Source organism: Serratia sp. CY33802 (assembly GCF_052169095.1).
Lineage (GTDB): Bacteria > Pseudomonadota > Gammaproteobacteria > Enterobacterales > Enterobacteriaceae > Serratia > Serratia bockelmannii.
On record NZ_JBJNLL010000004.1, the window covers coordinates 182,963 to 204,910 of the forward strand.

Annotated in this window: 14 protein-coding genes; 11 read left to right on the top strand and 3 right to left on the bottom strand. The window is 61.9% G+C overall.

The window, feature by feature from the left end; all coding sequences use genetic code 11:
- Positions 1-132 precede the first annotated feature (132 nt).
- The 9 genes from bcsR to ACJ8HA_RS15705 all read left to right on the top strand — a co-directional run bounded on the left by bcsR (position 133) and on the right by ACJ8HA_RS15705 (position 16,168).
- Positions 133-324 (top strand): cellulose biosynthesis protein BcsR, encoded by a 192-nt coding sequence (bcsR, locus tag ACJ8HA_RS15665; protein ID WP_043142275.1) that lies wholly within the window; start codon positions 133-135, stop codon positions 322-324.
- A gap of 3 nt (positions 325-327) precedes the next feature.
- Positions 328-1,068 carry a cellulose biosynthesis protein BcsQ gene (bcsQ, locus tag ACJ8HA_RS15670; protein ID WP_025304844.1) on the top strand — a complete coding sequence of 247 codons (741 nt, stop codon included), beginning with the start codon at positions 328-330 and terminating at the stop codon, positions 1,066-1,068.
- A complete protein-coding gene (gene bcsA, locus ACJ8HA_RS15675; protein ID WP_060434820.1) occupies positions 1,065-3,668 on the top strand; it encodes a UDP-forming cellulose synthase catalytic subunit in 2,604 nt (867 codons plus the stop codon). Before bcsQ ends, bcsA begins: the two co-directional genes overlap by 4 nt.
- Before the next feature lie 62 nt (positions 3,669-3,730).
- A complete protein-coding gene (bcsB, locus tag ACJ8HA_RS15680) occupies positions 3,731-6,037 on the top strand; it encodes a cellulose biosynthesis cyclic di-GMP-binding regulatory protein BcsB (protein ID WP_089181522.1) in 2,307 nt (768 codons plus the stop codon).
- A gap of 5 nt (positions 6,038-6,042) precedes the next feature.
- Complete coding sequence (bcsZ, locus tag ACJ8HA_RS15685; protein ID WP_043142331.1) at positions 6,043-7,155, top strand: cellulose synthase complex periplasmic endoglucanase BcsZ; 1,113 nt, start codon at positions 6,043-6,045, stop codon at positions 7,153-7,155.
- On the top strand, positions 7,137-10,610 hold the full coding sequence (bcsC, locus tag ACJ8HA_RS15690) for a cellulose synthase complex outer membrane protein BcsC (protein WP_346419739.1): 3,474 nt from the start codon (positions 7,137-7,139) through the stop codon (positions 10,608-10,610). Before bcsZ ends, bcsC begins: the two co-directional genes overlap by 19 nt.
- 228 nt (positions 10,611-10,838) lie before the next feature.
- On the top strand, positions 10,839-12,845 hold the full coding sequence (gene hmsP, locus ACJ8HA_RS15695) for a biofilm formation regulator HmsP (RefSeq protein WP_025304849.1): 2,007 nt from the start codon (positions 10,839-10,841) through the stop codon (positions 12,843-12,845).
- Between the two features lie 273 nt (positions 12,846-13,118).
- Positions 13,119-14,405: a dicarboxylate/amino acid:cation symporter gene (locus ACJ8HA_RS15700; protein ID WP_016929514.1), complete on the top strand. Its 1,287-nt coding sequence runs from the start codon at positions 13,119-13,121 to the stop codon at positions 14,403-14,405.
- A gap of 260 nt (positions 14,406-14,665) precedes the next feature.
- The gene (locus ACJ8HA_RS15705) at positions 14,666-16,168 is read left to right on the top strand and encodes a M16 family metallopeptidase (protein WP_025304850.1); all 1,503 of its coding nucleotides are present in this window, start codon (positions 14,666-14,668) and stop codon (positions 16,166-16,168) included.
- 26 nt (positions 16,169-16,194) lie between these two features.
- On the opposite strand, the gene ppiC is transcribed toward ACJ8HA_RS15705, so the two are convergent.
- Positions 16,195-16,476, bottom strand: a complete 282-nt coding sequence (ppiC, locus tag ACJ8HA_RS15710; RefSeq protein WP_004934175.1) for a peptidylprolyl isomerase PpiC — start codon at positions 16,474-16,476, stop codon at positions 16,195-16,197.
- A gap of 109 nt (positions 16,477-16,585) precedes the next feature.
- Between ppiC and rep the strand changes: the two genes are divergently transcribed.
- Positions 16,586-18,610: a DNA helicase Rep gene (gene rep, locus ACJ8HA_RS15715; protein WP_043142264.1), complete on the top strand. Its 2,025-nt coding sequence runs from the start codon at positions 16,586-16,588 to the stop codon at positions 18,608-18,610.
- A gap of 32 nt (positions 18,611-18,642) precedes the next feature.
- Here the strand turns inward: rep and ppx are convergent, their stop codons facing one another.
- Together ppx and rhlB are read right to left on the bottom strand one after the other, a co-directional pair.
- Positions 18,643-20,139 carry an exopolyphosphatase gene (gene ppx / locus ACJ8HA_RS15720; RefSeq protein WP_043142260.1) on the bottom strand — a complete coding sequence of 499 codons (1,497 nt, stop codon included), beginning with the start codon at positions 20,137-20,139 and terminating at the stop codon, positions 18,643-18,645.
- A 5-nt stretch (positions 20,140-20,144) separates the two neighbouring features.
- Complete coding sequence (gene rhlB, locus ACJ8HA_RS15725; protein WP_025304853.1) at positions 20,145-21,431, bottom strand: ATP-dependent RNA helicase RhlB; 1,287 nt, start codon at positions 21,429-21,431, stop codon at positions 20,145-20,147.
- Between the two features lie 131 nt (positions 21,432-21,562).
- Here rhlB and trxA point away from each other — a divergent pair, with 131 nt between their 5' ends.
- Positions 21,563-21,889, top strand: coding sequence for a thioredoxin TrxA (gene trxA / locus ACJ8HA_RS15730; RefSeq protein WP_025304854.1), 327 nt, complete (start codon positions 21,563-21,565; stop codon positions 21,887-21,889).
- Positions 21,890-21,948: the final 59 nt, after the last annotated feature.

The following is a 21,948-nucleotide window of genomic DNA, read 5'->3' on the forward strand; positions in this document are numbered from 1 at the left end:
CATTTTTACTCTGGCAATAACAAATATCCGACGCTATTCGGCAATATTTGTTGAGAATCATCTTATTGCCTGTCTCTTTTTGTATCGTTGCTATAGTTAATTAACATAGCCTATTTTCGCCAAGGCGGAAGAATGAATAACGCACCTACCCATTTTCGTGCAGCGGCGCCTGGGGAGAGCCAGGATGACCTGCAGGCGCTCAGCCAGGCTTTTTCATTGCCGAAATTAAGCTATGTCGATATTTCGCGGCAGGAGCGGCTAACGCACATGATGACGCGCTGGTCACTGTTGGCCGAATTGGCGCAGACTGTGGGGAGCCATTGATCTATGCCGGTGATCGCGCTGCAAGGGCTGCGGGGTGGGATGGGGACGACGTCGGTCACGGCGGCGCTCGCCTGGGCGTTGCAGCAGCTGGGTGAGTCGGTGTTGGCGATCGATTTCACGCCGGATAATCTGCTGCGCTTGCATTTCAACACGCCGTTCGAACTGGCACGCGGCTGGGCCCGCGCGGAGCAGGACGGCGGCGGTTGGCAGGAAGGCGCGCTGCGTTATTGTGAAAACCTCGATTTTCTGCCGTTTGGCCGCCTGAATGCGGCGGAACGGCTGGAAGTGCAGCGTCAGTGTCAGCAGCTGCCCGAACGCTGGCGCGACAACCTGCGCCAACTGAGCGCCGGCGATCCGCAGCGCTGGATCCTATTGGATGTTCCGATCGGGGACGGCGCTCTGGCGCAGCAGGCGCTGCAGCTAGCCGACAGCGTGTTCATGCTGTTGAACCCCGACGCCAACTGCCAGGTACGGCTCCATCAGCAGACGCTGCCGAACGACTGCCGGTTCCTGGTCAATCACTACTCCTCCGCCAGCCAGCTGCAGCAGGATTTGCATCAGCTGTGGCTGCAAACCCTGAGCGGTCTGTTGCCGGTGGTGATCCACCGCGATGAAGCGCTGGCGGAAGCGCTGGCGGTCAAACAGCCGCTGGGCGAGTACCGCCCCGAGAGTCTGGCGGCGGATGAAGTGCTGACGCTGGCCAACTGGTGCCTGATCAACCTCAAACGGGGTGTTGCGCCATGAGCCGGGTGCTGAGCCTGCTGCTGGTGCCGCCGGTGCGTCAGGCGGTGCAGGCGCGCTACCGCGGCTATCGCCGCAACGGCGCGTCGGCGCTGACCGCGTTTTTTGCCACGTTGCTGGTGGCGCTGGGGTGGATGCTGCTGCGATTCGAGTCACCGGCCTGGCAGCGTGTGCGTACCGGCCGCGCTTACTGGTTCCCGCACCTGTCCGCCGAACGCCCACGCCCGGCGGATGCGCTGCGCTATCTGCTGCAGGGCCTGTGGCTACTGCTGTTCCGCAGCGGCCGCGCGCCAGTGCAGCGTGACTATTTCGCTGGGTGGCGTCGGCTGCAGCAGCGCTACGCCGATTGGCTGCAGGGCCTGCCGCAGCGGCTGAAAAACGCCGGCGTGGAACAGCGTTCGGTAGAGCGCCTCGGCCGCATGAACCGCGGCATGCGACGCGCGCTGTTTATTCTGGTCGGCGTGCTGGCGGCGATCCTCGCCATGCTGTGCATCTCGCAACCGTTCGATCTGTCGGCGCAATTCGTGTTCGTCGTGCTGCTGTGGGGGATCGCGATGGTGGTGCGCCGGGTGCCGGGGCGCTTGCCTGCGCTGATGCTGATCGTGCTGTCGCTGACCGTCTCCTGCCGTTACCTGTGGTGGCGCTATACCGCCACGCTGAACTGGGACGATCCACTTAGCCTGGTGTGCGGCCTGTTGCTGTTGGTGGCGGAAACCTACGCCTGGGTGGTGCTGGTGCTGGGCTATTTCCAGACTATCTGGCCGCTTAATCGCCAGCCGGTGCCGTTGCCCGCTGACAGCGCGACCTGGCCAACCATCGATTTGATGGTGCCGACTTACAATGAGGACCTCGGGGTGGTGAAGCCGACCGTCTATGCGGCGCTGGGCATCGACTGGCCGAAGGAAAAGGTGAATATCTATATCCTTGATGACGGTAATCGCCCCGAATTCCGTGCGTTCGCCGCCGAAGTGGGGGTGAAATACATCGCCAGGCCGACCCACGAACATGCCAAGGCCGGCAACATCAACAACGCGTTGAAGCAGGCCACCGGCGAGTTCGTGGCGATTTTCGACTGCGACCACGTGCCGACGCGCTCTTTCCTGCAGCTGACCATGGGCTGGTTCTTCAAAGACAAAAAGCTGGCGATGCTGCAGACCCCGCACCACTTCTTCTCGCCGGATCCGTTCGAGCGCAACCTGGGGCGTTTCCGCCAGACGCCCAACGAGGGCACCTTGTTCTACGGGCTGGTGCAGGACGGCAACGACATGTGGGACGCCACCTTCTTCTGCGGCTCTTGTGCCATCTTGCGCCGCAGCGCGCTGGACGAGATCGGCGGCATCGCGGTGGAAACCGTCACCGAAGACGCCCACACCTCGCTGCGTTTGCACCGGCGCGGGCATACCTCGGCCTATATCCGCATTCCGCAGGCTGCCGGGCTGGCGACCGAAAGCCTGTCGGCGCACATCGGCCAGCGCATTCGCTGGGCGCGCGGCATGGTGCAGATCTTCCGGCTCGACAACCCGCTGCTGGGCAAGGGGCTGAAACTGGCGCAGCGCCTGTGCTACGCCAACGCCATGCTGCACTTCCTGTCGGGCATTCCGCGGCTGATCTTCCTCACCGCACCGCTGGCGTTTTTGCTGCTGCATGCCTACATCATCTTCGCGCCGGCGCTGGCGATCGCGCTTTATGTGCTGCCACACATGATCCACGCCAGCCTGACCAACTCGCGTATCCAGGGGAAATACCGCCATTCGTTCTGGAGCGAAATCTATGAAACGGTGCTGGCCTGGTATATCGCGCGGCCGACCACGGTGGCGCTGTTCAATCCGCACAAGGGCAAATTCAACGTCACCGCCAAGGGCGGGCTGGTGGAGGAGGAGCACGTAGACTGGGTGATCACCCGACCTTATATGTTCCTGGTGATCCTTAACCTGGCCGGGCTGGCGTTCGGCGCCTGGCGGCTGGCCTATGGCCCGACGGACGAGGTGATGACGGTGATCATCAGCCTGGTGTGGGTGCTGTACAACATGACCATTCTCGGCGGCGCGGTGGCGGTGGCGGTAGAGGCCAAGCAGGTGCGTCAGGCGCACCGCGTGGAGATCGCCATGCCGGCGGCGATCGCGCGTGCCGACGGCCACCTCTACCCCTGCACGCTGCGCGATTACTCCGACGGCGGCGTGGGCATTGAGATGCGAGTGGAAAACGCGTTGAAAGACGGCGACAAAGCCTCGCTGCTGCTCAAGCGTGGCCAGCAGGAGTACAGCTTCCCCTGCGTGGTGACGCGCGCCTTCGGCAACAAGGTGGGGGTGCGTCTGGTCAGTCTCTCTACCCGTGAACACATCGATTTCATTCAGTGCACCTTCGCCCGCGCCGATACCTGGGCGCTGTGGCAGGACGGGTTCCCTGAAGACCGGCCGATCGAAAGCCTGCGCGACGTGCTGGCGCTGGGCTTCCGGGGCTATGTGCGCATGGCGGACTACGCGCCGCCGCTGGTGCGCGGTTTGCTGGTCGGGGTCACGTCGCTGACCGCCTGGGTCGTGTCGTTTATTCCGCGCGGCGTCGGCAGGGATCCGACCTTGGGTCAACAAGAAACAGTGGGTTAGCTGCGAGTTCAACCGCCCGCTCACTCGCCCGGTGAACAGGCTCCAACATTGATGATGATACGATGACGCGAAAAATAACCTGGTTAACTGCTCTGGCCTTAGGCATCAGTACCCTGTCGCAGGCCGAAACCGCCACCGCGCCGACCGTGGCGGCCCAGCCGCCGATCGCCGCGGCGGCCGATACGGCGACCGCGCCACCGCTGGCCACCGCACCGCAGGATCCGAATGCGCCGGTGCGCGACGTATCGCTGTCGTTTGCGCAGATAGCGCCGCCGCCGGGCACCTTTGTTCTGCGCGGCACCCGGCCGGACGGACAGATCGAATTCGGCGTGCGCAGCGATGAGGTGGTCTCGCAGGCGATGCTCGATATGGAGTTTACGCCGTCACCGGCGCTGATCCCGGTGGAGTCGCACGTCAAGGTCTATCTGAACGACGAACTGATGGGCGTAACTACCCTCGCCAAAGAGCAACTGGGCAAGCCCAATCGCATCCAGATGGTGATCGATCCGCGCTATATCACCGATTTTAACCGCGTCCGGCTGGTGTTCGTCGGTCATTATCAGAACATCTGCGAAAACCCGGCCAGCACCTCGCTGTGGCTCGACGTCAGCAAGTCCAGCGCGCTGAAGCTGCGTTTCCAGACGCTGCCGGTGAAAAACGAGCTGTCGCACTTCCCTGAGCCGTTCTTCGACAGCCGTGACAATCGGCCGCTGACGCTGCCGATGGTGTTCGCCGGCCAGCCTGACCTCACCCAGCAGCGCGCGGCGGGTATTCTGGCCTCCTGGTTCGGCAGCAAGGCGCAGTGGCGCGGGCAATCCTTCCCGACGCTGTACAACGCGCTGCCGACGCAGCACGCGGTGGTGTTCGCCACCAACTCGCAGCGCCCGGATTTCCTGCGCGATTATCCGGCGGTCAACGGCCCGACGGTGGAGATGATCAGCCACCCCGACAATCCGTACGTCAAACTGCTGTTGATTCAGGGGCGTGACGACAACGATTTGATCACCGCGGTGAAGGGCATCGCGCAGGGCAACATTCTGTTCCGCGGCCAGAACGTGACGGTGGACAAGGTGGAACAGCTCGCGCCGCGCCAGCCTTACGACGCGCCGAACTGGGTGCGCACCGATCGGCCGATGACCTTCGCCGAGCTGCAGCAATATGCCGAACAGCTGCAAACCAGCGGCATCGAGCCTGGCCCGATTTCGCTGACCATGAACCTGCCGCCGGACCTGTTCCTGATCCGCAGCACCGGCATCGATATGCACCTGAAATACCGCTATACCGCGCCGCGCATTCAGGACGGTTCGCGGCTGAGCGTCAGCCTGAACAACCAGTTCGTGCAGGCGTACTCGCTGGTGCCGGAACACGAACAGGGCGCGCAGCTGCTGCGCCTGCCGTTGACGCAGGGGCTGCTCGACTCCGACAAGAACGTCAATATCCCGGCGCTGCGGCTGGGGGCTACCAACCAGCTGCGTTTTGACTTTGACTACACCACGCTGCTGGCCAGCGGCGCGGAAGGGCGCTGCGAAACCTATTCCTTCACGCAAAACCATGCGGTGATCGACGGTGCGTCTACCATCGATTTCTCCGGCTACCGCCACTTTATGGCGATGCCGGACCTGCGCGCCTTCGCCAACGCCGGCTTCCCATTCAGCCGCCTGGCGGATCTGTCGCAAACGCTGGTGTTGGTGAACCAGAAACCGCAGCCGGCGCAGGTCAGCGCGCTGCTGAACGCGCTGGGTGTGATCGGCGCGCAAACCGGTTATCCGGCGCTGGCCTTCACGCTGAGCGACGACTGGTCGCAGGCCAAGGATCGCGACGACGACATCCTGATGGTCGGCACCATTCCGCCGGCGCTGCGCGACGACAAGAAAATCAGTCTGCTGGTGGACGCGACCCAAAGCTGGGTGAAACAGCCGACGCGGCAGCCGCCGCTGCCGAGTGCGGAAGTGCTGGCAGAGGACACCAAGCCGGACAGCAAGACCACCGTCAGCTCCGAGGGCGCAATGTCGGCGATCATCGGCGTACAGTCGCCGTTCAACGACCAGCGCAGCATCGTGGCGCTGTTGGCGGACAGCCCGCGCGGCTATGAGCTGCTCAACAATGCCCTGCTGGACAGCGGCAAGCGCGCCGCGGTGTTTGGTTCGGTGGCGGTGATCCGCGAATCAGGGGTCAACAGCCTGCGCGTCGGCGATATTTACTATGTCGGCCACCTGCCGTGGTGGGAGCGGCTGTGGTATGCCCTCTCCACCCATCCGGTCCTGCTGGCGGTGATCGCGGTGGTGCTGGTGGTGATCCTGGGGCTGATGCTGTGGCGCGGCCTGAAGGCCTTCAGCCGGCGTCGTCTGGCGCCTGAAGATCGGGATTGACGGCGGTGAGCGCGATGCTGCAACGCCTGTCGCTCGGCATGCTGCTGCTGTGTGCGTTCAGCGCGGCGGCGGTCTGCGAGTGGCCGGGCTGGCAACAGTACAAGCAATTCTACATCAGCCCGCAGGGGCGGGTGATCGATCCGAGCAGTCCGAACAAGATCACCACCTCCGAGGGACAGAGTTACGGCCTGTTCTTCGCTCTGGTGGCCAACGACCGGCCGACCTTCGATCGGCTGTTGGCCTGGACGGAGAACAACCTGGCGGCGGGCGATCTCAGCGCCCGTTTGCCCGCCTGGCTGTGGGGCGAGAGCGACGACAAGCAGTGGAAGGTGCTGGACGCCAACTCGGCGTCAGATGCCGATCTGTGGATCGCTTATAACCTGCTCGAAGCCGGCCGCCTGTGGAAAAGCCGGCGTTATCAAACCCTGGGAACGCTGCTGCTGCAACGCATCGGCCGCGAGGAAGTGGCCGACATCCCCGGCCTGGGCCTGATGTTGCTGCCGGGCAAAGTCGGGTTTGTGGCGGAAGATCGCTGGCGGCTGAACCCCAGCTACCTGCCGCCGCAGCTGCTGGCGCGTTTTGCGGCGCTGAACGGCCCGTGGCGCGCGATGCGCCAGGTCAATCAGCGGCTGTGGCTGGACAGCGCGCCGCACGGCTTCTCACCGGACTGGGTGGTGTGGCGAGTCGGCACCGGCTGGCAGCCGGATACCGTCAAGCCGAACGTCGGCAGCTACGACGCGATTCGGGTCTATCTGTGGGCCGGCATGCTGGCGGACGACGATGAGCATAAGGCGGCGCTGCTCGCACGCTTCCAGCCGATGGCGCAGCTCACCGCCAAACAGGGTGTGCCGCCGGAGAAAACCGATACCGCCAGCGGCAAAACCACCGGTGACGGCCCGGTCGGCTTTTCCGCCTCAATGCTGCCGATGTTGGCGACGCAGGCCGAGGCGCTGGCGACACAGCGGCAACGCATCAGCGAACATCCGCCGGGTGACGACGCTTATTTCAGCGCCTCGCTGACGCTGTTCGGTCAGGGGTGGGATCAACAACGTTATCGCTTTAATCGTCAGGGTGAATTGCAACCCTCGTGGGACGGCCAATGCACAACTTCAAAATAAACTGGCTGAATTTGATTCCGCTGAGCCTGGCGATGCTGCCGCAGGCGCGCGCCGCGGAGGCCGTGGCCCCGGAGCAGTGGCTGCTGGAGCAGGTGCGCATTGGCGAGGCCGGCAACAAGGACGATCTGGTGCGCCAGTCGCTGTACCGGCTCGAGCTGATGGATCCGAATAACCCGGACGTGATCGCCGCGCGCATGCGTTTGGCGCTGCGGCAGGGCAACATGGCGCTGGCGCAACAGCAGTTGGACAAGCTGAAAACTCTCGCGCCGCAGTCCAGCGCCTATCGCCAGGCGCAAATGAACATGCTGCTGACCCAGCCGGAAACCCGGCAAAAGCTGCAGCAGGCCCGCCTGATGGCGACCGCCGGCCGGCTGCCGGAGGCCAAGGCGCAGTACGATGCGCTGTTCCACGGCGAGCCGCCGACGCTCGATCTGGCGGTGGAGTATTGGCGGCTGGTGGCGCGTTTGCCGGGGCAGGAGGCGAAGGCGTTAAAGCAGTTGCAGGCGCTGGACCAGCAATATTCCGGCAACGTGGCGCTGCGCATGTCGCTGGCGCGCATGCTGTTCAGTCAGAATCAGGACGCGCAGGCCTATGAACTGCTGCAGAAGATCGCCGCCGATCCGGCCGGGCGCGGCGATGCCGCCGATCTGTGGCTGGACAAGGTCAAAGCGATGCCGGTCAACGCGCAAAGCGTGGCGGCGCTCAACCGCTTCCTCGGCGTGTTCGATACCGGCGATCAGGCGACCCGCGCCCGTGAAGAGCTGGCCAGACAACAGAAACTGTTGGCCGATCCGGCTTATCAGGCGCGGGTGCGCGGCCTGGCGCAGGTGGATAAAGGTGGCAGCCGGGCGGCCATTCCGGCGTTGCAAAAGGCGCTGACGGCAGCGCCGAACGACGCCGAGGTGCTGGGCGCGCTCGGCCAGGCCTATTCGCGCGCCGGTAACCGCCCGCAGGCGCTGAAGCTGTTTCGCCAGGCGCTGGCCGCCGACAAGAATGGCTACGGCAGCGGCAAATGGCAAAGCCTGATCAAGAGCACCGGCTACTGGCTGGCGATCGACGAGGGCGACAAAGCGCTCAAGGCAGGCAATCTCGCGCTGGCCCGGCAGAAATATCAGCAGGCGCGCCAGCTCGACGACAGCGACGGCGATGCGTTTATCGGCCTGGGCGATGTGGCGGTGGCGAGCAAGGATGACGCCGCGGCGGAAGGGTTTTATCAGCAGGCGCTGCGACGCGATCCCGGCAACGGCAGCGCGCTGCGCGGCCTGGTGAATATCTATCAACGGCAGTCGCCGGAAAACGCGCTGGCCTACCTCAGCGGCCTGCCGCGCAGCCAACAGGCCAAGCTGCGCAGCACCTTCGACGGGCTGCGGCTCGACATGTTGAAACAGCAGGCGGAGACGCTGGCGCAGCAGCAACAGTGGCAACAGGCGGTGGAAATTTATCGCCGCGCCCAGGCGATGGATCCCGACGATGTCTGGCTGACCTATCGCTACGCGCAGGCGCTGCGTCAGGCTGGGCAGCCGCAGCAGGCGGACGCTCTGTTCCGGCAGCTGGCGCAGCGCCAGCACGCCAATCCGCAGCTGACCTACGCCTATGCGCTCTATCTTTCCGGCAGCGATCGCGACCGGCAGGCGCTGGCGCAGCTCAATACGCTGCCGGCGGCGCAGTGGAACGACAACATGCGCGAACTGGCGCAGCGGCTGAAAATGCAGGCGACGATCGCGCATGCCGAAGGGCTGCGGGCGGCCGGTGACGAACCGGCGGCGGAAGCCTATCTGCGCCGGCAGCCGGCGGACACACGCATCGTTTTGCTGCTCGCCGACTGGGCGCTGGCGCGCGGGGAGTATGCGGCGGCGCTGGACGACTATCAGCGGGTGAAACGCCGTGAACCGAACAATCCGGATGCGCAGCTGGGCGAGATCGAAGCCTATGTGGCGCAGGGAGATCTTGACGCGGCGCGCCAGCGGCTGAAAACCGAACCGCAGCCGCAAGACGCTTCGCTCAACAGCCAACGGCGGGTTGCCAACGCCTGGAGTGCGGTCGGCGATGCGCAGCAGGCCGACGCGCTCTTCGGCCGGCTGAAAACGGCGGCGGCTTCAGAACCCGTCGGGCAGACCAAGGCGCTGATCTACCGTGACGCCGCCCGTCTGGAGCGGGCTCAGCAACAGCCTGAGCGGGCGCAGCAGGATTTCCGGCAGGCGATGGTGGCCGGCGGCATCACGCCGACGCTGCCGCAGGATAATGACAGCTACACTTATTTGACGCGCAATAACGCGGGCGACGACTGGCTGAAACGCGGCATCCGCTCCGACGCCGCGGATCTGTATCGACAGCAAGACGTGAACGTCACGCTCGATCACGATTACTGGCGCTCGAGCGGCACCGGCGGCATTTCCGACTTCAACGCGCACGACACCATGCTGCAGGTGGACATGCCGCTGTATGACGGGCGCGCCTTCTTGCGCACTGACACCGTGCAGCTGGATGCCGGCCGCTTCTCGACCGACGGCAGCGGCCACTATTACGAGACCTTCGGCACTTGCAACACGCAAGGGTGCCGCGGCGATGAACACCAGAAAACCACTGGCACCAGCGTGGCGGCCGGCTGGAAAAACGATCGCTGGGCCGCCGATATCGGCACGACGCCGATGGGCTTTGAGGTGGTCGACTGGACCGGCGGCCTGGCCTACAGCGGCGACTGGAACCACATCGGTTGGACGCTGGCGGCCTCGCGGCGGCCGATCTCCAGCTCGCTGCTGGCGTTCGGCGGTGCCAAAGATCCGAACACCGGTACCACCTGGGGTGGCGTGCGCGCCACCGGCGTCAGCCTGAGCGCCAGCTACGATCGCGGCGAGGCGAACGGCGTGTGGGCAGATCTCAGCGCGCACCAGATTACCGGCAAGAATGTGGCGGACAACCAGCGGCAGCGGTTGATGGCCGGTTACTACTACAAGCTGATCAACGAAGACAATCGCCGCCTGAGCGTCGGGCTCAATACCATGCTGTGGCATTACCAGAAGGATTTGAGTGGTTATTCGCTGGGGCAGGGCGGCTATTACAGCCCGCAGCAATATCTGTCTCTGTCGCTGCCGGTCAACTACCGTCAGCGCACCGAGAACTGGTCGTGGGAGCTGGGCGGTTCGGTTTCGCTGTCCCATTCCAAAACCGACAGCCAGCGCCGTTATCCACTGCAGGGGCTGATCCCGGATTCGTTGCCCGATAAGTTCGCCGTCGAGGACGGCAGCTCCTCAAGCGGCGTCGGTTATACCCTGCGGGCAATCGTCGAACGCCGTCTCAGTTCGCACTGGACGCTCGGCGCTGGCATCGACATTCAACAGGCGAAGGACTATACGCCGAGCCACGCGTTGATTTATCTGCGCTATTCCCTGGCCGGCTGGCAGGGGGATCTCGATTTGCCGCCGCAGCCGCTGACGCCTTACGCCGACTTTAAGTAGTCGGAAGGGGAAAGATTCGGAGTGTCGGACGCCGGGGAGTTTTGTTACCCTGTGTCCGGGTCGTGTTTGTTCGCTTTAGGAAAAGACTGAAACCCGCGATTTTCTTGGTTTTGCCTGCGGCATAGCCAGATAAAAACAGCCGATGATCGAGTATACTCAGCCCGGTTCGAGGGGGCGGGTGAGAGTCAGCCCCCTTTTTGTTTTAGCCCGATTTCACGGAGAGCAGGTTTGCGGGTCAGGCGTTCGTTAACGATTAAGCAGATGGCGACAGTGTCCGGCGTGGCGCTGGTCACGATCTGCATCTTTATCGTGATCCAGTTATTCCACTTTGTGCAGCAGCGCAGGGATGACTACGCCCAGCAACTGGAGAATATCGCTCACTCCGTGCGCCAGCCGCTGGCGGAAGCGGTGCTGCGGATGGACGTACCGGAAGCCAAAAGGGTGCTGAACACCCTGTTGCCGGTCGGCATTCTCAGCCGGGCGGATATCGTCTTGCCGAACGAGTTTCAGGCGCTGCACGCCAATTTCCCGCCGGAGCGGCCGGTGCCGACGCTGATCGCCCGGCTGTTTGAACTGCCTATCCAAATTTCCGTGCCGCTCTATTCGCTGGAACGGGTGCCGGCCAACCAGCAGCCGCTGGCCTATCTGGTGCTGCAGGCCGATTCGTTCCGCATGTACCAGTTTATCCTCAGCATTTTGTCGACCATGCTGTCGACCTACCTGCTGCTGGCGCTGATCCTGTCGGTGGCCATCACCTGGTGCATGAACCGGTTGATGGTGCACCCGCTGCGCGCGATGGCCAAAGAGCTGGAGAACATCTCGCAGGACGAAGCGCCCTATCACCAACTGATGCTGCCGGCGCTGCACCAGGACGACGAGCTCGGCCTGCTGGTGCGCAACTACAACCGCAATCAACAGACGTTGGCCAAGGCGCATGCCGACATGAGCCGCCTGAGCACCCGCCACCCGGTGACCGAATTGCCAAATCCGGCGTTGCTGAACGCGTTGCTGGAACAGCATATCGCCTCCAGCCTGCGCCCCGAGCGTTTTAACCTGTTGGTGATCGGCATCGAGACGCTGCATGAAGCGTCTGGCGTGATGAGCCCGGCGATGCGTGAAGCGTTGCTGCTGGCGTTGGCGAAGAAGCTGCGCGGCTGCATCGACGAAAACGGCGTGCTGGCACAGCTGAGCAATACCGAATTCGCCATTCTGGCCAAGGGTATCGAGCGGCCGTTCCACGCCATGCAGCTGGCGCGGCGTATCATGGCGGAGATCAACGCGCCGTTGACGCTGGAAGGTTTGGCGCTGCGGCCCAACGCCAGTATCGGCATCGCGCACTACCTCAATCAGGGGGAGAGTGCGGAACAGCTGCTGCGCAGCGCCACCTCGGCGATGATGTCCGCACACCGCGAAGGAAAAAATCAGATCCTGTTCTTCGAGCCCAGCCTGACGGAACGCACGCAGAAGCGGTTGACCCAGGAGAGCGAGATCTTGCACGGCATCGAGCAGCGGCATTTCACGCTGTTCCTGCAGCCGCAGATCGACATGCAGTCCAACGAGGTGATCGGCGCCGAAGCGCTGCTGCGTTGGCAGCAGTATGACGGCAGCTATACCCTGCCGGCCGACGTTATCCCGCTGGCGGAAGAGCTGGGTGTGATCGTGCCTCTCGGCAACTGGGTGTTGGAAGAGTCCTGCCGCATCCTGGCAGACTGGCAGCAACGCGGCATTGCGCTGCCGCTGGCGGTCAACGTTTCCGGTATTCAGATGCAACATGAGGCGTTTGTTCCGCATCTGAAAAACCTGCTGGCGCAGTATCGGATCGATCCGCGCAAGCTGCTGCTGGAGATCACCGAGACGGTACGCATCGACGATCTCGACCACGCGCTGGCGCTGCTGCGTGAGCTGCACGATCTGGGATTGTCTATCGCGCTAGATGACTTCGGCATGGGCTACTCCAGCCTGGAGTACCTGAACCGGTTGAAATCCCTGCCGATAGATTTGATCAAAATCGACCGCAGCTTCATTCAGGGGCTGCCGGCCGACGATGCGATGGCGCGTATCGTCAGTTCGATCTCCGAAGTGCTGGCGTTACCGGTGATGGCCGAAGGCGTGGAAAACGCCGGGCAGCGCGACTGGCTGCTGCAGCACGGCATTCGCAGCGGGCAAGGATTCCTGTTCGCCCGGCCGCTGCCGCGCGAAGCGTTCGAAGCCGAGTTTTGCCGCGCGGCGCCGTGAGCGCCGCGTGACCTTTCCGGTACTTTTCCCCGTCCGAAAATCGCTATTCTTTATCTACCTCTTTTGCGTTAGTGCAAACAAAGGCTTACGCAATTTTCAGCTTTGCACCTCGACTGACGCGTTTCAGCTCTTAAATTCACATCAACCCTCAGGGGCGGGTGCAACAAATTATTTCCATGTTGTTAAGTGGGTGTTATTTTCCGCGCAAGCAATGAACAGGCTGGATTTTTAGACTGCTGCCTGGTGCGTGTCTTCCCCCCATAGGATGTTCATATGAAAACAACGATCTTTAAGAGCCTCTATTTTCAGGTACTGACGGCGATCACGCTGGGTATCCTGCTTGGCCATTTCTACCCTGACCTCGGCGCCGAGATGAAACCTCTGGGCGATGGCTTCGTCAAACTGATCAAGATGATCATCGCACCGGTGATCTTCTGCACCGTGGTGACCGGCATCGCCGGCATGGAAAGCATGAAGGCGGTGGGCCGCACCGGCGCCATCGCGCTGCTGTATTTTGAAATCGTCAGCACCATCGCGCTGATTATCGGTCTGGTGATCGTCAACCTGGTGCAACCGGGCGCCGGCATGAACGTCGATCCCGGCACGCTGGACGCCAAGGCGGTGGCGGTCTACGCCGAGCAGGCACAGCAGCAGGGCATCATTCCGTTCCTGCTGGACATCATCCCCGGCAGCGTGATCGGCGCGTTCGCCAGCGGCAACATTCTTCAGGTGCTGCTGTTCGCGGTACTGTTCGGCTTCGCCCTGCATCGTCTGGGCGACAAAGGGCAGCTGATCTACAACGTGATCGACAGCTTCTCGCGGGTGATTTTCGGCATCATCAACATGATCATGCGCCTGGCGCCGCTGGGGGCCTTCGGCGCTATGGCGTTTACCATCGGTAAATACGGTGTCGGCACCCTGGTGCAACTCGGCCAACTGATCGTGTGCTTCTATATCACCTGTATCCTGTTCGTGGTGGTGGTGTTGGGCAGCATCGCCCGCGCCAACGGCTTCAGCATCTTCAAATTCGTCAACTACATCAAAGAAGAGCTGCTGATCGTGCTGGGGACCTCGTCGTCCGAATCCGCGCTGCCGCGCATGCTGGATAAAATGGAGAAGCTGGGCTGCAAGAAATCAGTGGTGGGTCTGGTTATTCCGACCGGGTACTCCTTCAACCTGGACGGCACCTCTATCTACCTGACCATGGCCGCGGTGTTTATCGCGCAGGCGACCAATACCCACATGGACATCATGCATCAGATTACCCTGCTGGTGGTGCTGCTGCTTTCCTCCAAAGGGGCGGCGGGTGTCACCGGCAGCGGCTTTATCGTGTTGGCCGCCACCATCTCCGCCGTCGGCCACCTGCCGCTAGCCGGCCTGGCGCTGATCCTCGGCATCGACCGCTTCATGTCGGAAGCCCGTGCGTTGACCAACTTGGTGGGCAACGGGGTGGCGACCGTGGTGGTGGCAAAATGGTGTAACCAGCTGGATGAAAAACAGCTGAAAGACACGCTGAACAACAAAAACACCGGCGCGGACAAAACGCTGCCTTCCGCCTGATATCGGCGGTAAATCACCGGCCGCATCCGCGGCCGGTGAGGTTCTTCCCCTGCCTCGTAACGATTTTTTGCATTAAAAACCCCGCAATCCATTATTTTTCACTCTAATGAGTGACATCCGCAAAGGCGCGCGGTCTAACACGGTGGTACACTTTCTGCTTTCCGCCCCACCGTGAAACTCAGGGCGTATTTTTATGATTCCATTGAATGGAATACACGCATTTGCATAAGAAATTGGATAGTCATTAAGTAGGGGTTCACATGCAGGGCACCAGAATTCATCTTATAGTTGGTGGGTTGCTATTGGCTGCAGCCAGTAGCAGCGTGCAGGCTGAAGCACTACAACCCGACCCTGCCTGGCAGCAGGGGGCGTTGGCCAACGGGTTTTCATGGCAGATTCTCGATACGCCGCAGCGGCCGAGTGACCGCGTTGAACTGCGGTTGATCGTCAATACCGGCTCTTTGGTGGAGTCTTCGCAGCAGACCGGCTTTGCTCATCTGCTGCCGCGGCTGGCGTTGGCGCGTAGCGAAAGCTTCACGGCCCCGCAGCTGCGCGCCCTGTGGCAGCAGAGCGTGGACAACGAGCGGCCGCTGCCGCCGGCTATCATCTCGTATGATTTCACCATGTATAACCTCAGCCTGCCGAACAACCGGCCCGACCTGCTGAAAGAAGCGCTGGCCTGGCTGGCGGATACCACCGGCAAATTGGCGATCGACGAGCATACGGTGCATGCGGTGATGAATTCCAGCATCAATCCGGTCGGCACTTTCCCGCCTAATACCCAAGACGTCTGGTGGCGTTACCGCCTGAAAGGCTCGACGCTGCTGGCGCACGATCCGGCGCAGCCGGCAAAACGGCCGGTCAACCTCGAGCAGCTGAAGAAATTCTACCAACAGTGGTATACCCCGGATGCCATGACGCTGTTCGTGGTCGGCAAGGTTGACAGCCGCAGCCTGGGCGAGCAGATCAACAAGGCGTTCTCGCCGCTGCAAGGCAAACGTGAAACCCCGGCCCCGATGCCGACGCTGACACCGCTGCCGCAGCAGCCGGTGAGCCTGATCAGCGAGCAGGTGAAACAGGATACGCTGTCGATCATGTGGGATTCGCCGTGGCACCCGATTCGCGATTCGCAGAGCCTGCTTCGTTACTGGCGTGGCGATCTCGCCCGCGAGGCGCTGTTCTGGCATCTCCAGCAGACGCTGGAAAAAAGCGAACAGAAGAGCCTGCATCTGGGCTTTGACTGCCGCGTGCAGTATCAACGAGGGCAGTGCGCCATTCATCTGGATACGCCGAACAACAATCTGAACGGCAGCCTGGGCTTTATTGCCCGCGAGCTGGCCAACGTGCGTGACAACGGCCTGTCGAAAGAAGAATTCGATGCGTTGCTGGCGCAGAAAAACGATCAGCTGAGCAAGCTGTTCGCGACCTACGCCCGCACCGACACCGATGTGCTGATGAGCCAGCGTCTGCGCTCGCAACAGAGCGGGGTGGTGGATATCGCGCCGGAGCTGTATCAGAAGCTGCGCCAGGAGTTCCTGTCCAGCCTGACGCTGGAGACGCTGAATCAGGCGCTGAAGCTGCAGCTTTCTCAGGAGGCGACGCTAGTGCTGATGCAGCCGAAGGGCGAGCCGGAAATGAGCATGAAGCAGCTGCAGGAAACCTATGACGGCATCATGATGCCGGCGCCGGCGGTGGTGACGGAAGAAGCCAAGCCGGCCGACGCCGCGGTGGCAGCGCCGGCGACGGACGCCAGCGCGCAGTAATTCGCCGCAGGGGGGCTCAGGCCCCCTCAGTTGCGGTACAGCACCTTGATGATGTGGTAACCGAACTGGGTTTTGACCGGGCCGTAAGGTTTGAGCAGCGGGATGCTGAACACCGCTTTATCGAACGCCGGCACCATCGCGCCTTTGTTGAACTCGCCCAGCGAGCCGCCGTTGCGTTTTGACGGGCAGCTCGAGTATTTGCGCGCCAGCGTGTCGAAGCTGACGCCGCGCTTCAGCTTGGCCAGCAGCTCGTTGGCCAGCTTTTCATTGTCTACCAGAATGTGCAGGGCGCACGCCGTTTTTGCCATGGTATTGCCTTTGTCGATGCGAAAATTGCGCTGATTATACCCGCTAAATCTCGTCGGCGCTTTCTGCTACAATTCCCTTCCACGTTTTACAGCCGAGCAAGCCAGCACCATGCGATTAAACCCCAGCCAACAACAAGCCGTCGAATTCGTTACCGGGCCCTGCCTGGTGTTGGCCGGTGCCGGTTCCGGCAAGACGCGCGTTATCACCAACAAGATAGCCCACCTGATCCACCACTGCGGCTACCAGGCGCGGCACATCGCCGCCGTGACCTTTACCAACAAGGCCGCGCGCGAGATGAAAGAGCGCGTGTCGCAAACCCTGGGGCGCAAAGAGGCGCGCGGGCTGATGATTTCCACCTTCCATACCCTGGGGCTGGAGATCATCAAGCGGGAATACGTGGCGTTGGGGATGAAATCCAACTTCTCGCTGTTCGATGACCAGGATCAGCTGGCGCTGTTGAAAGAGCTGACCGAAAAGTGGCTGGAAAGCGATAAAACGCTGGTGGCGCAGCTGATTTCGACCATCTCCAACTGGAAAAACGACCTGATCGATCCCCAGCGGGCGGCGGAGCTGGCGCGCTCGGAGCGCGACAAGCTGTTCGCCCACTGCTACGGCCTGTACCACGCCCATATGCGGGCGTGCAACGTGCTGGACTTCGACGACCTGATCCTGTTGCCAACGCTGCTGTTGCAACGCAACGAAGAGGTGCGCGAACGCTGGCAGCAGCGCATCCGCTACCTGCTGGTGGATGAATACCAGGATACCAACACCAGCCAGTACGAGCTGGTGAAGCTGTTAGTGGGCAACCGCGCGCGCTTTACCGTGGTGGGTGACGATGACCAGTCGATCTACTCCTGGCGCGGCGCGCGGCCGCAGAACTTGGTGCTGCTGAAGGAGGATTTCCCGGCGCTGCAGGTGATCAAACTGGAGCAAAACTACCGTTCCAGCGAGCGCATTCTGAAGGCGGCCAATATCCTGATCGCCAATAACCCGCACGTGTTTGAAAAACGGCTGTTTTCCGAGCTGGGGTATGGCGAAGAGCTGAAAGTGGTGACCGCCAACAACGAGGAGCACGAAGCCGAGCGGGTGGTGGGGGAGCTGATCGCCCACCACTTCGTGAAAAAGACCAACTACGGCGACTATGCGATCCTGTACCGCGGCAACCACCAGTCGCGGGTGTTTGAAAAGATGCTGATGCAGAACCGCATTCCGTACAAGATTTCCGGCGGCACCTCGTTCTTCTCGCGCCCCGAGATCAAGGATCTGCTGGCCTACCTGCGCGTGCTGACCAACCCGGAGGACGACAGCGCCTTCCTGCGCATCGTCAATACCCCCAAGCGCGAGATCGGCCCGGCGACGCTGCAGAAGCTCGGCGAATGGGCCAACCAGCGCAATAAGAGTTTATTCCACGCCAGTTTCGATCTGGGGCTGAGCCAGCACTTGACCGGGCGCGGGCTGGAATCGTTGCAGCGCTTCACCCATTGGCTGGGCGGCATCGCTCAACAGGCGGAGCGTGAGCCGGTGGCGGCGGTGCGCGATCTGATCCGCGGCGTGGATTATGAAAGCTGGCTGTTTGAAACCTCGACCAGCCCGAAGGCCGCCGAAATGCGGATGAAGAACGTCAACACGCTGTTCGGTTGGATGACGGAGATGCTGGAAGGCAACGATTTGGACGAGCCGATGACGCTGACCCAGGTGGTGACGCGCTTCACCCTGCGCGACATGATGGAGCGCGGCGAAAGCGAAGAAGAACTGGATCAGGTACAGCTGATGACGCTGCACGCCTCCAAGGGGCTGGAGTTCCCTTACGTGTTCCTGGTGGGCATGGAAGAGGGCCTGCTGCCGCACCAGAGCAGCATTGACGAAGACAATGTCGACGAAGAGCGGCGTCTGGCCTATGTGGGGATCACCCGCGCGCAAAAAGAGCTGATCTTCACCCTGTGCCGCGAGCGCCGTCAGTACGGTGAGCTGGTGCGGCCGGAGCCGAGCCGCTTCCTGCTGGAGTTGCCGCAGGACGATTTGGCGTGGGAAACCGAGCGCAAAGTGGTAAGCCCGCAGGAGCGGATGCAGAAAGGGCAGAGCCATCTGGCCAATATCCGCGCCCAGCTGGCCAAGGCCAAAGGCGGGAATTAAAAAGACAGGGCGCTCATCGCGCCCTGGTCATTTCAACGTTGTTCTTCCAACCGCAGCGTCCAGTGGACGTAGCTCTGCCAGTGGCTTTCCTGCTCCAGCGCCTCGGCGCGCAGCGGATGCTGTTCCAGCCACCCCGGCGGCAAAATCACCGTCAGTTCATCGTCCTGATTGGCGCGTAAACGCACCGCCGGCAGCGTGTCGTCGCGGCGGCGGCTGGCGAAGATGATCGCCAGGCGCAAAATGCGGCACAGACGCTGCGCGGTGCGCGGCGGCAGGGCGTTTTGCTGGTTCAACAGCGACAGGTCGAGAGGGTTGCTCTGGTTTTGCAGCAGGGTGGCCAGCAGTTTTTTCTGCGCCGGGGTAAAGCCGGGTAAGTCCAGATGGCGGATCAGGTAGGCGGCGTGTTGCGGCGCCTGCTTGAAATCGACGCTGAGGCCGAGTTCGTGGATCAGGCTGGCGCTGTGCAATAGCTCGCGACATCGTGCGTCTAACTGCCATTCGTTGGCGACCTGCTGCGAGAAATTGGCGGCGAGCTGGCTCACGCGTTCGGCCTGCTCGGTATCGATCAGGTAACGGCGCTGCAGGTTGCGGATGGTGCGGATGCGAATATCCTGCTCCACCGGCAGATGCAGCATGCCGTAAACCAGGCCTTCACGCAGCGCTCCGCCGGCCAGCATCATGCTCTCGATGCCGAGCTCCTGGAAAATGGCCAGCAGAATGGACAAGCCGCTCGGGAAGACCAGCGCGCGCTCCAGCGTCAACCCTTCGATCTCCAACTCTTCCAGCTTGCCGCACTGAATGGCACGCTGTTTCAACTGGCGCAGCTTGGGCAGGGTGATGCGTTCATCCATGCCTTGCGCCACCATGATCTCCTGCAGCGCTTGCACGGTGCCGGAAGCGCCGACGCAGATCTGCCAACCTTGCTGGCGCAGCTGCGGTGCGATCGGCCGCACCATTTCGCGCGCGGCCTGTTCGGCGCGCTCGAAGTTTTCTTGCCCGAGGTTGCGGTCGCTGAAGTAGCGCTCCAGCCAGGTAACGCAGCCCATCGACAGGCTATACAGCTGCGATGCCTGTGCGCCGGTGCCGGTGACCAGTTCGGTGCTGCCGCCGCCGATGTCGACGACCAGCCGCTGATCCGGCCCGCCGGTGGTGTGCGCGACGCCGTGATAAATCAGCCGTGCCTCTTCTTCGCCGCTGATCACCTGCACCGGGCAGCCGAGGATTTGCTCGGCGACCTGCAGGAACTCATCGGCGTTGGACGCCAGGCGCAGCGTGGCGGTGGCGACGACGCGGATCTGCTCGCGCGGAATGTCCTGCAGGCGTTCGGAGAACAGCCGCAGACACTGCCAGCCGCGCTGCATGGCCTCATGCGACAGGTGATTGTGCTGATCCAGCCCGGCCGCCAGGCGCACCTTGCGCTTGATCCGCGCCAGAGTCTGAATGCTGCCGGCCACCTCGCGCACCACCAACATGTGGAAGCTGTTGGAGCCGAGGTCGATGGCAGCATAAAGCGTGCTGGAGCTGAGCATGGCGATCAGCTCGGGCGTTTACGGTTGCTGCGCGGCGCGCCGCCGCGACGAGGCGCGGAGTTGCGACGTGGGCCGTTGCCGCCGCGCGGACGCGACAGGCGCTTCGGCGCCGGCAGATCGGTCAGCAGCGCATCGCTGTTGTACTTGCTCACCGGAATGCTGTGGTCGATATAGGTCTCGATCGCCGGCAGGTTGAGCGCGTACTCTTCACACGCCAGGCTGATGGAGTGGCCGCTGGCGCCTGCTCGGCCGGTACGGCCGATGCGGTGCACGTAGTCTTCGCAGTCGTCAGGCAGATCGTAGTTGAAGACGTGCGTGACGGCGGGAATGTGCAGACCGCGCGCGGCGACGTCGGTGGCGACCAGGATATCCAGGTTGCCCTTGGTGAAATCGTCGAGGATGCGCAGGCGTTTTTTCTGCGCCACGTCACCGGTCAGCAGGCCGACGCGGTGACCGTCGGCGGCCAGATGGCCCCAGATGTCTTCGCAGCGGTGCTTGGTGTTGGCGAAGATGATGGCGCGATCCGGCCACTCTTCTTCGATCAGCGTCTGCAGCAGACGCATTTTTTCTTCGTTGGACGGGTAGAACAGCTCTTCTTTAATGCGGTGGCCGGTTTTCTGTTCCGGTTCCACTTCAACATATTCGGCGTTGTTCATCTGCTCGAAGGCCAATTCGCGTACGCGATAGGACAGGGTAGCGGAGAACAGCATGTTCAGGCGTTGATCGGCCGTAGGCATACGGCGGAACAGCCAACGGATGTCTTTGATAAAGCCAAGATCGTACATGCGATCGGCTTCATCCAGCACGACAACCTGCATCGCGCCGAGATCGACATAGTTCTGCTTAGTGTAATCGATTAAACGGCCGGTGGTGCCAATCAGAATGTCCACGCCGCTTTCCAGCACTTTCAGCTGTTTGTCGTAGCCGTCGCCGCCGTAGGCCAGGCCCAGTTTGAGGCCGGTGCTCTGGGAGAGCGCTTCAGCATCGGAGTGGATTTGCACCGCCAGTTCACGCGTAGGCGCCATGATCAAGGCGCGCGGCTGATTGGTCTGGCGATCCTGTTTCGCCGGGTGAGTCAGCAAATAGTGAAAAGTAGACGCCAAAAACGCCAGCGTCTTTCCGGTACCGGTTTGCGCCTGACCTGCAACGTCACGCCCGGAGAGCGTGAGCGGCAATGCTAACGCCTGGATAGGCGTGCAATTGTGAAACCCTTTTTTCTCAAGGGCTTCAAGGACTAACGGGTGCAGGGCGAAGTCGGAAAACTTCTGTTCGGTCAAGTGTGTTTTGCTCATAGTGTGGTAGAATATCAGCTAACTATTGCTTTACGAAAGCACATCCGTTGAAATAAACGCGGTGCAATAAAATCACCTTGAGTTGGTTAATGCTACACCAACAAGGTAGACATAATCCTGTGGAGTAGAACATGAGCGATAAAATTATTCACCTGACTGACAGCAGCTTCGAAGCCGATGTGCTGAATGCGGAAGGGCCGATCCTGGTCGATTTCTGGGCTGAATGGTGTGGGCCGTGCAAGATGATTGCTCCGATTCTGGATGAGATTGCCGAAGAGTTCGAAGGCAAACTGACCATCACCAAGCTGAATATCGATCAGAACCCGGCTACCGCGCCTAAGTACGGTATCCGTGGCATCCCTACGCTGTTGCTGTTCAAGAACGGTGAAGTGGCCGCGACCAAGGTTGGCGCGTTGTCTAAAGGTCAGCTCAAAGATTTCCTGAACGCGAATCTGTAATCGGGCGGGAAGCCCAGTATCAGGTGCCTGGCGGTGATGTTCAATTCACCGCTAGACGC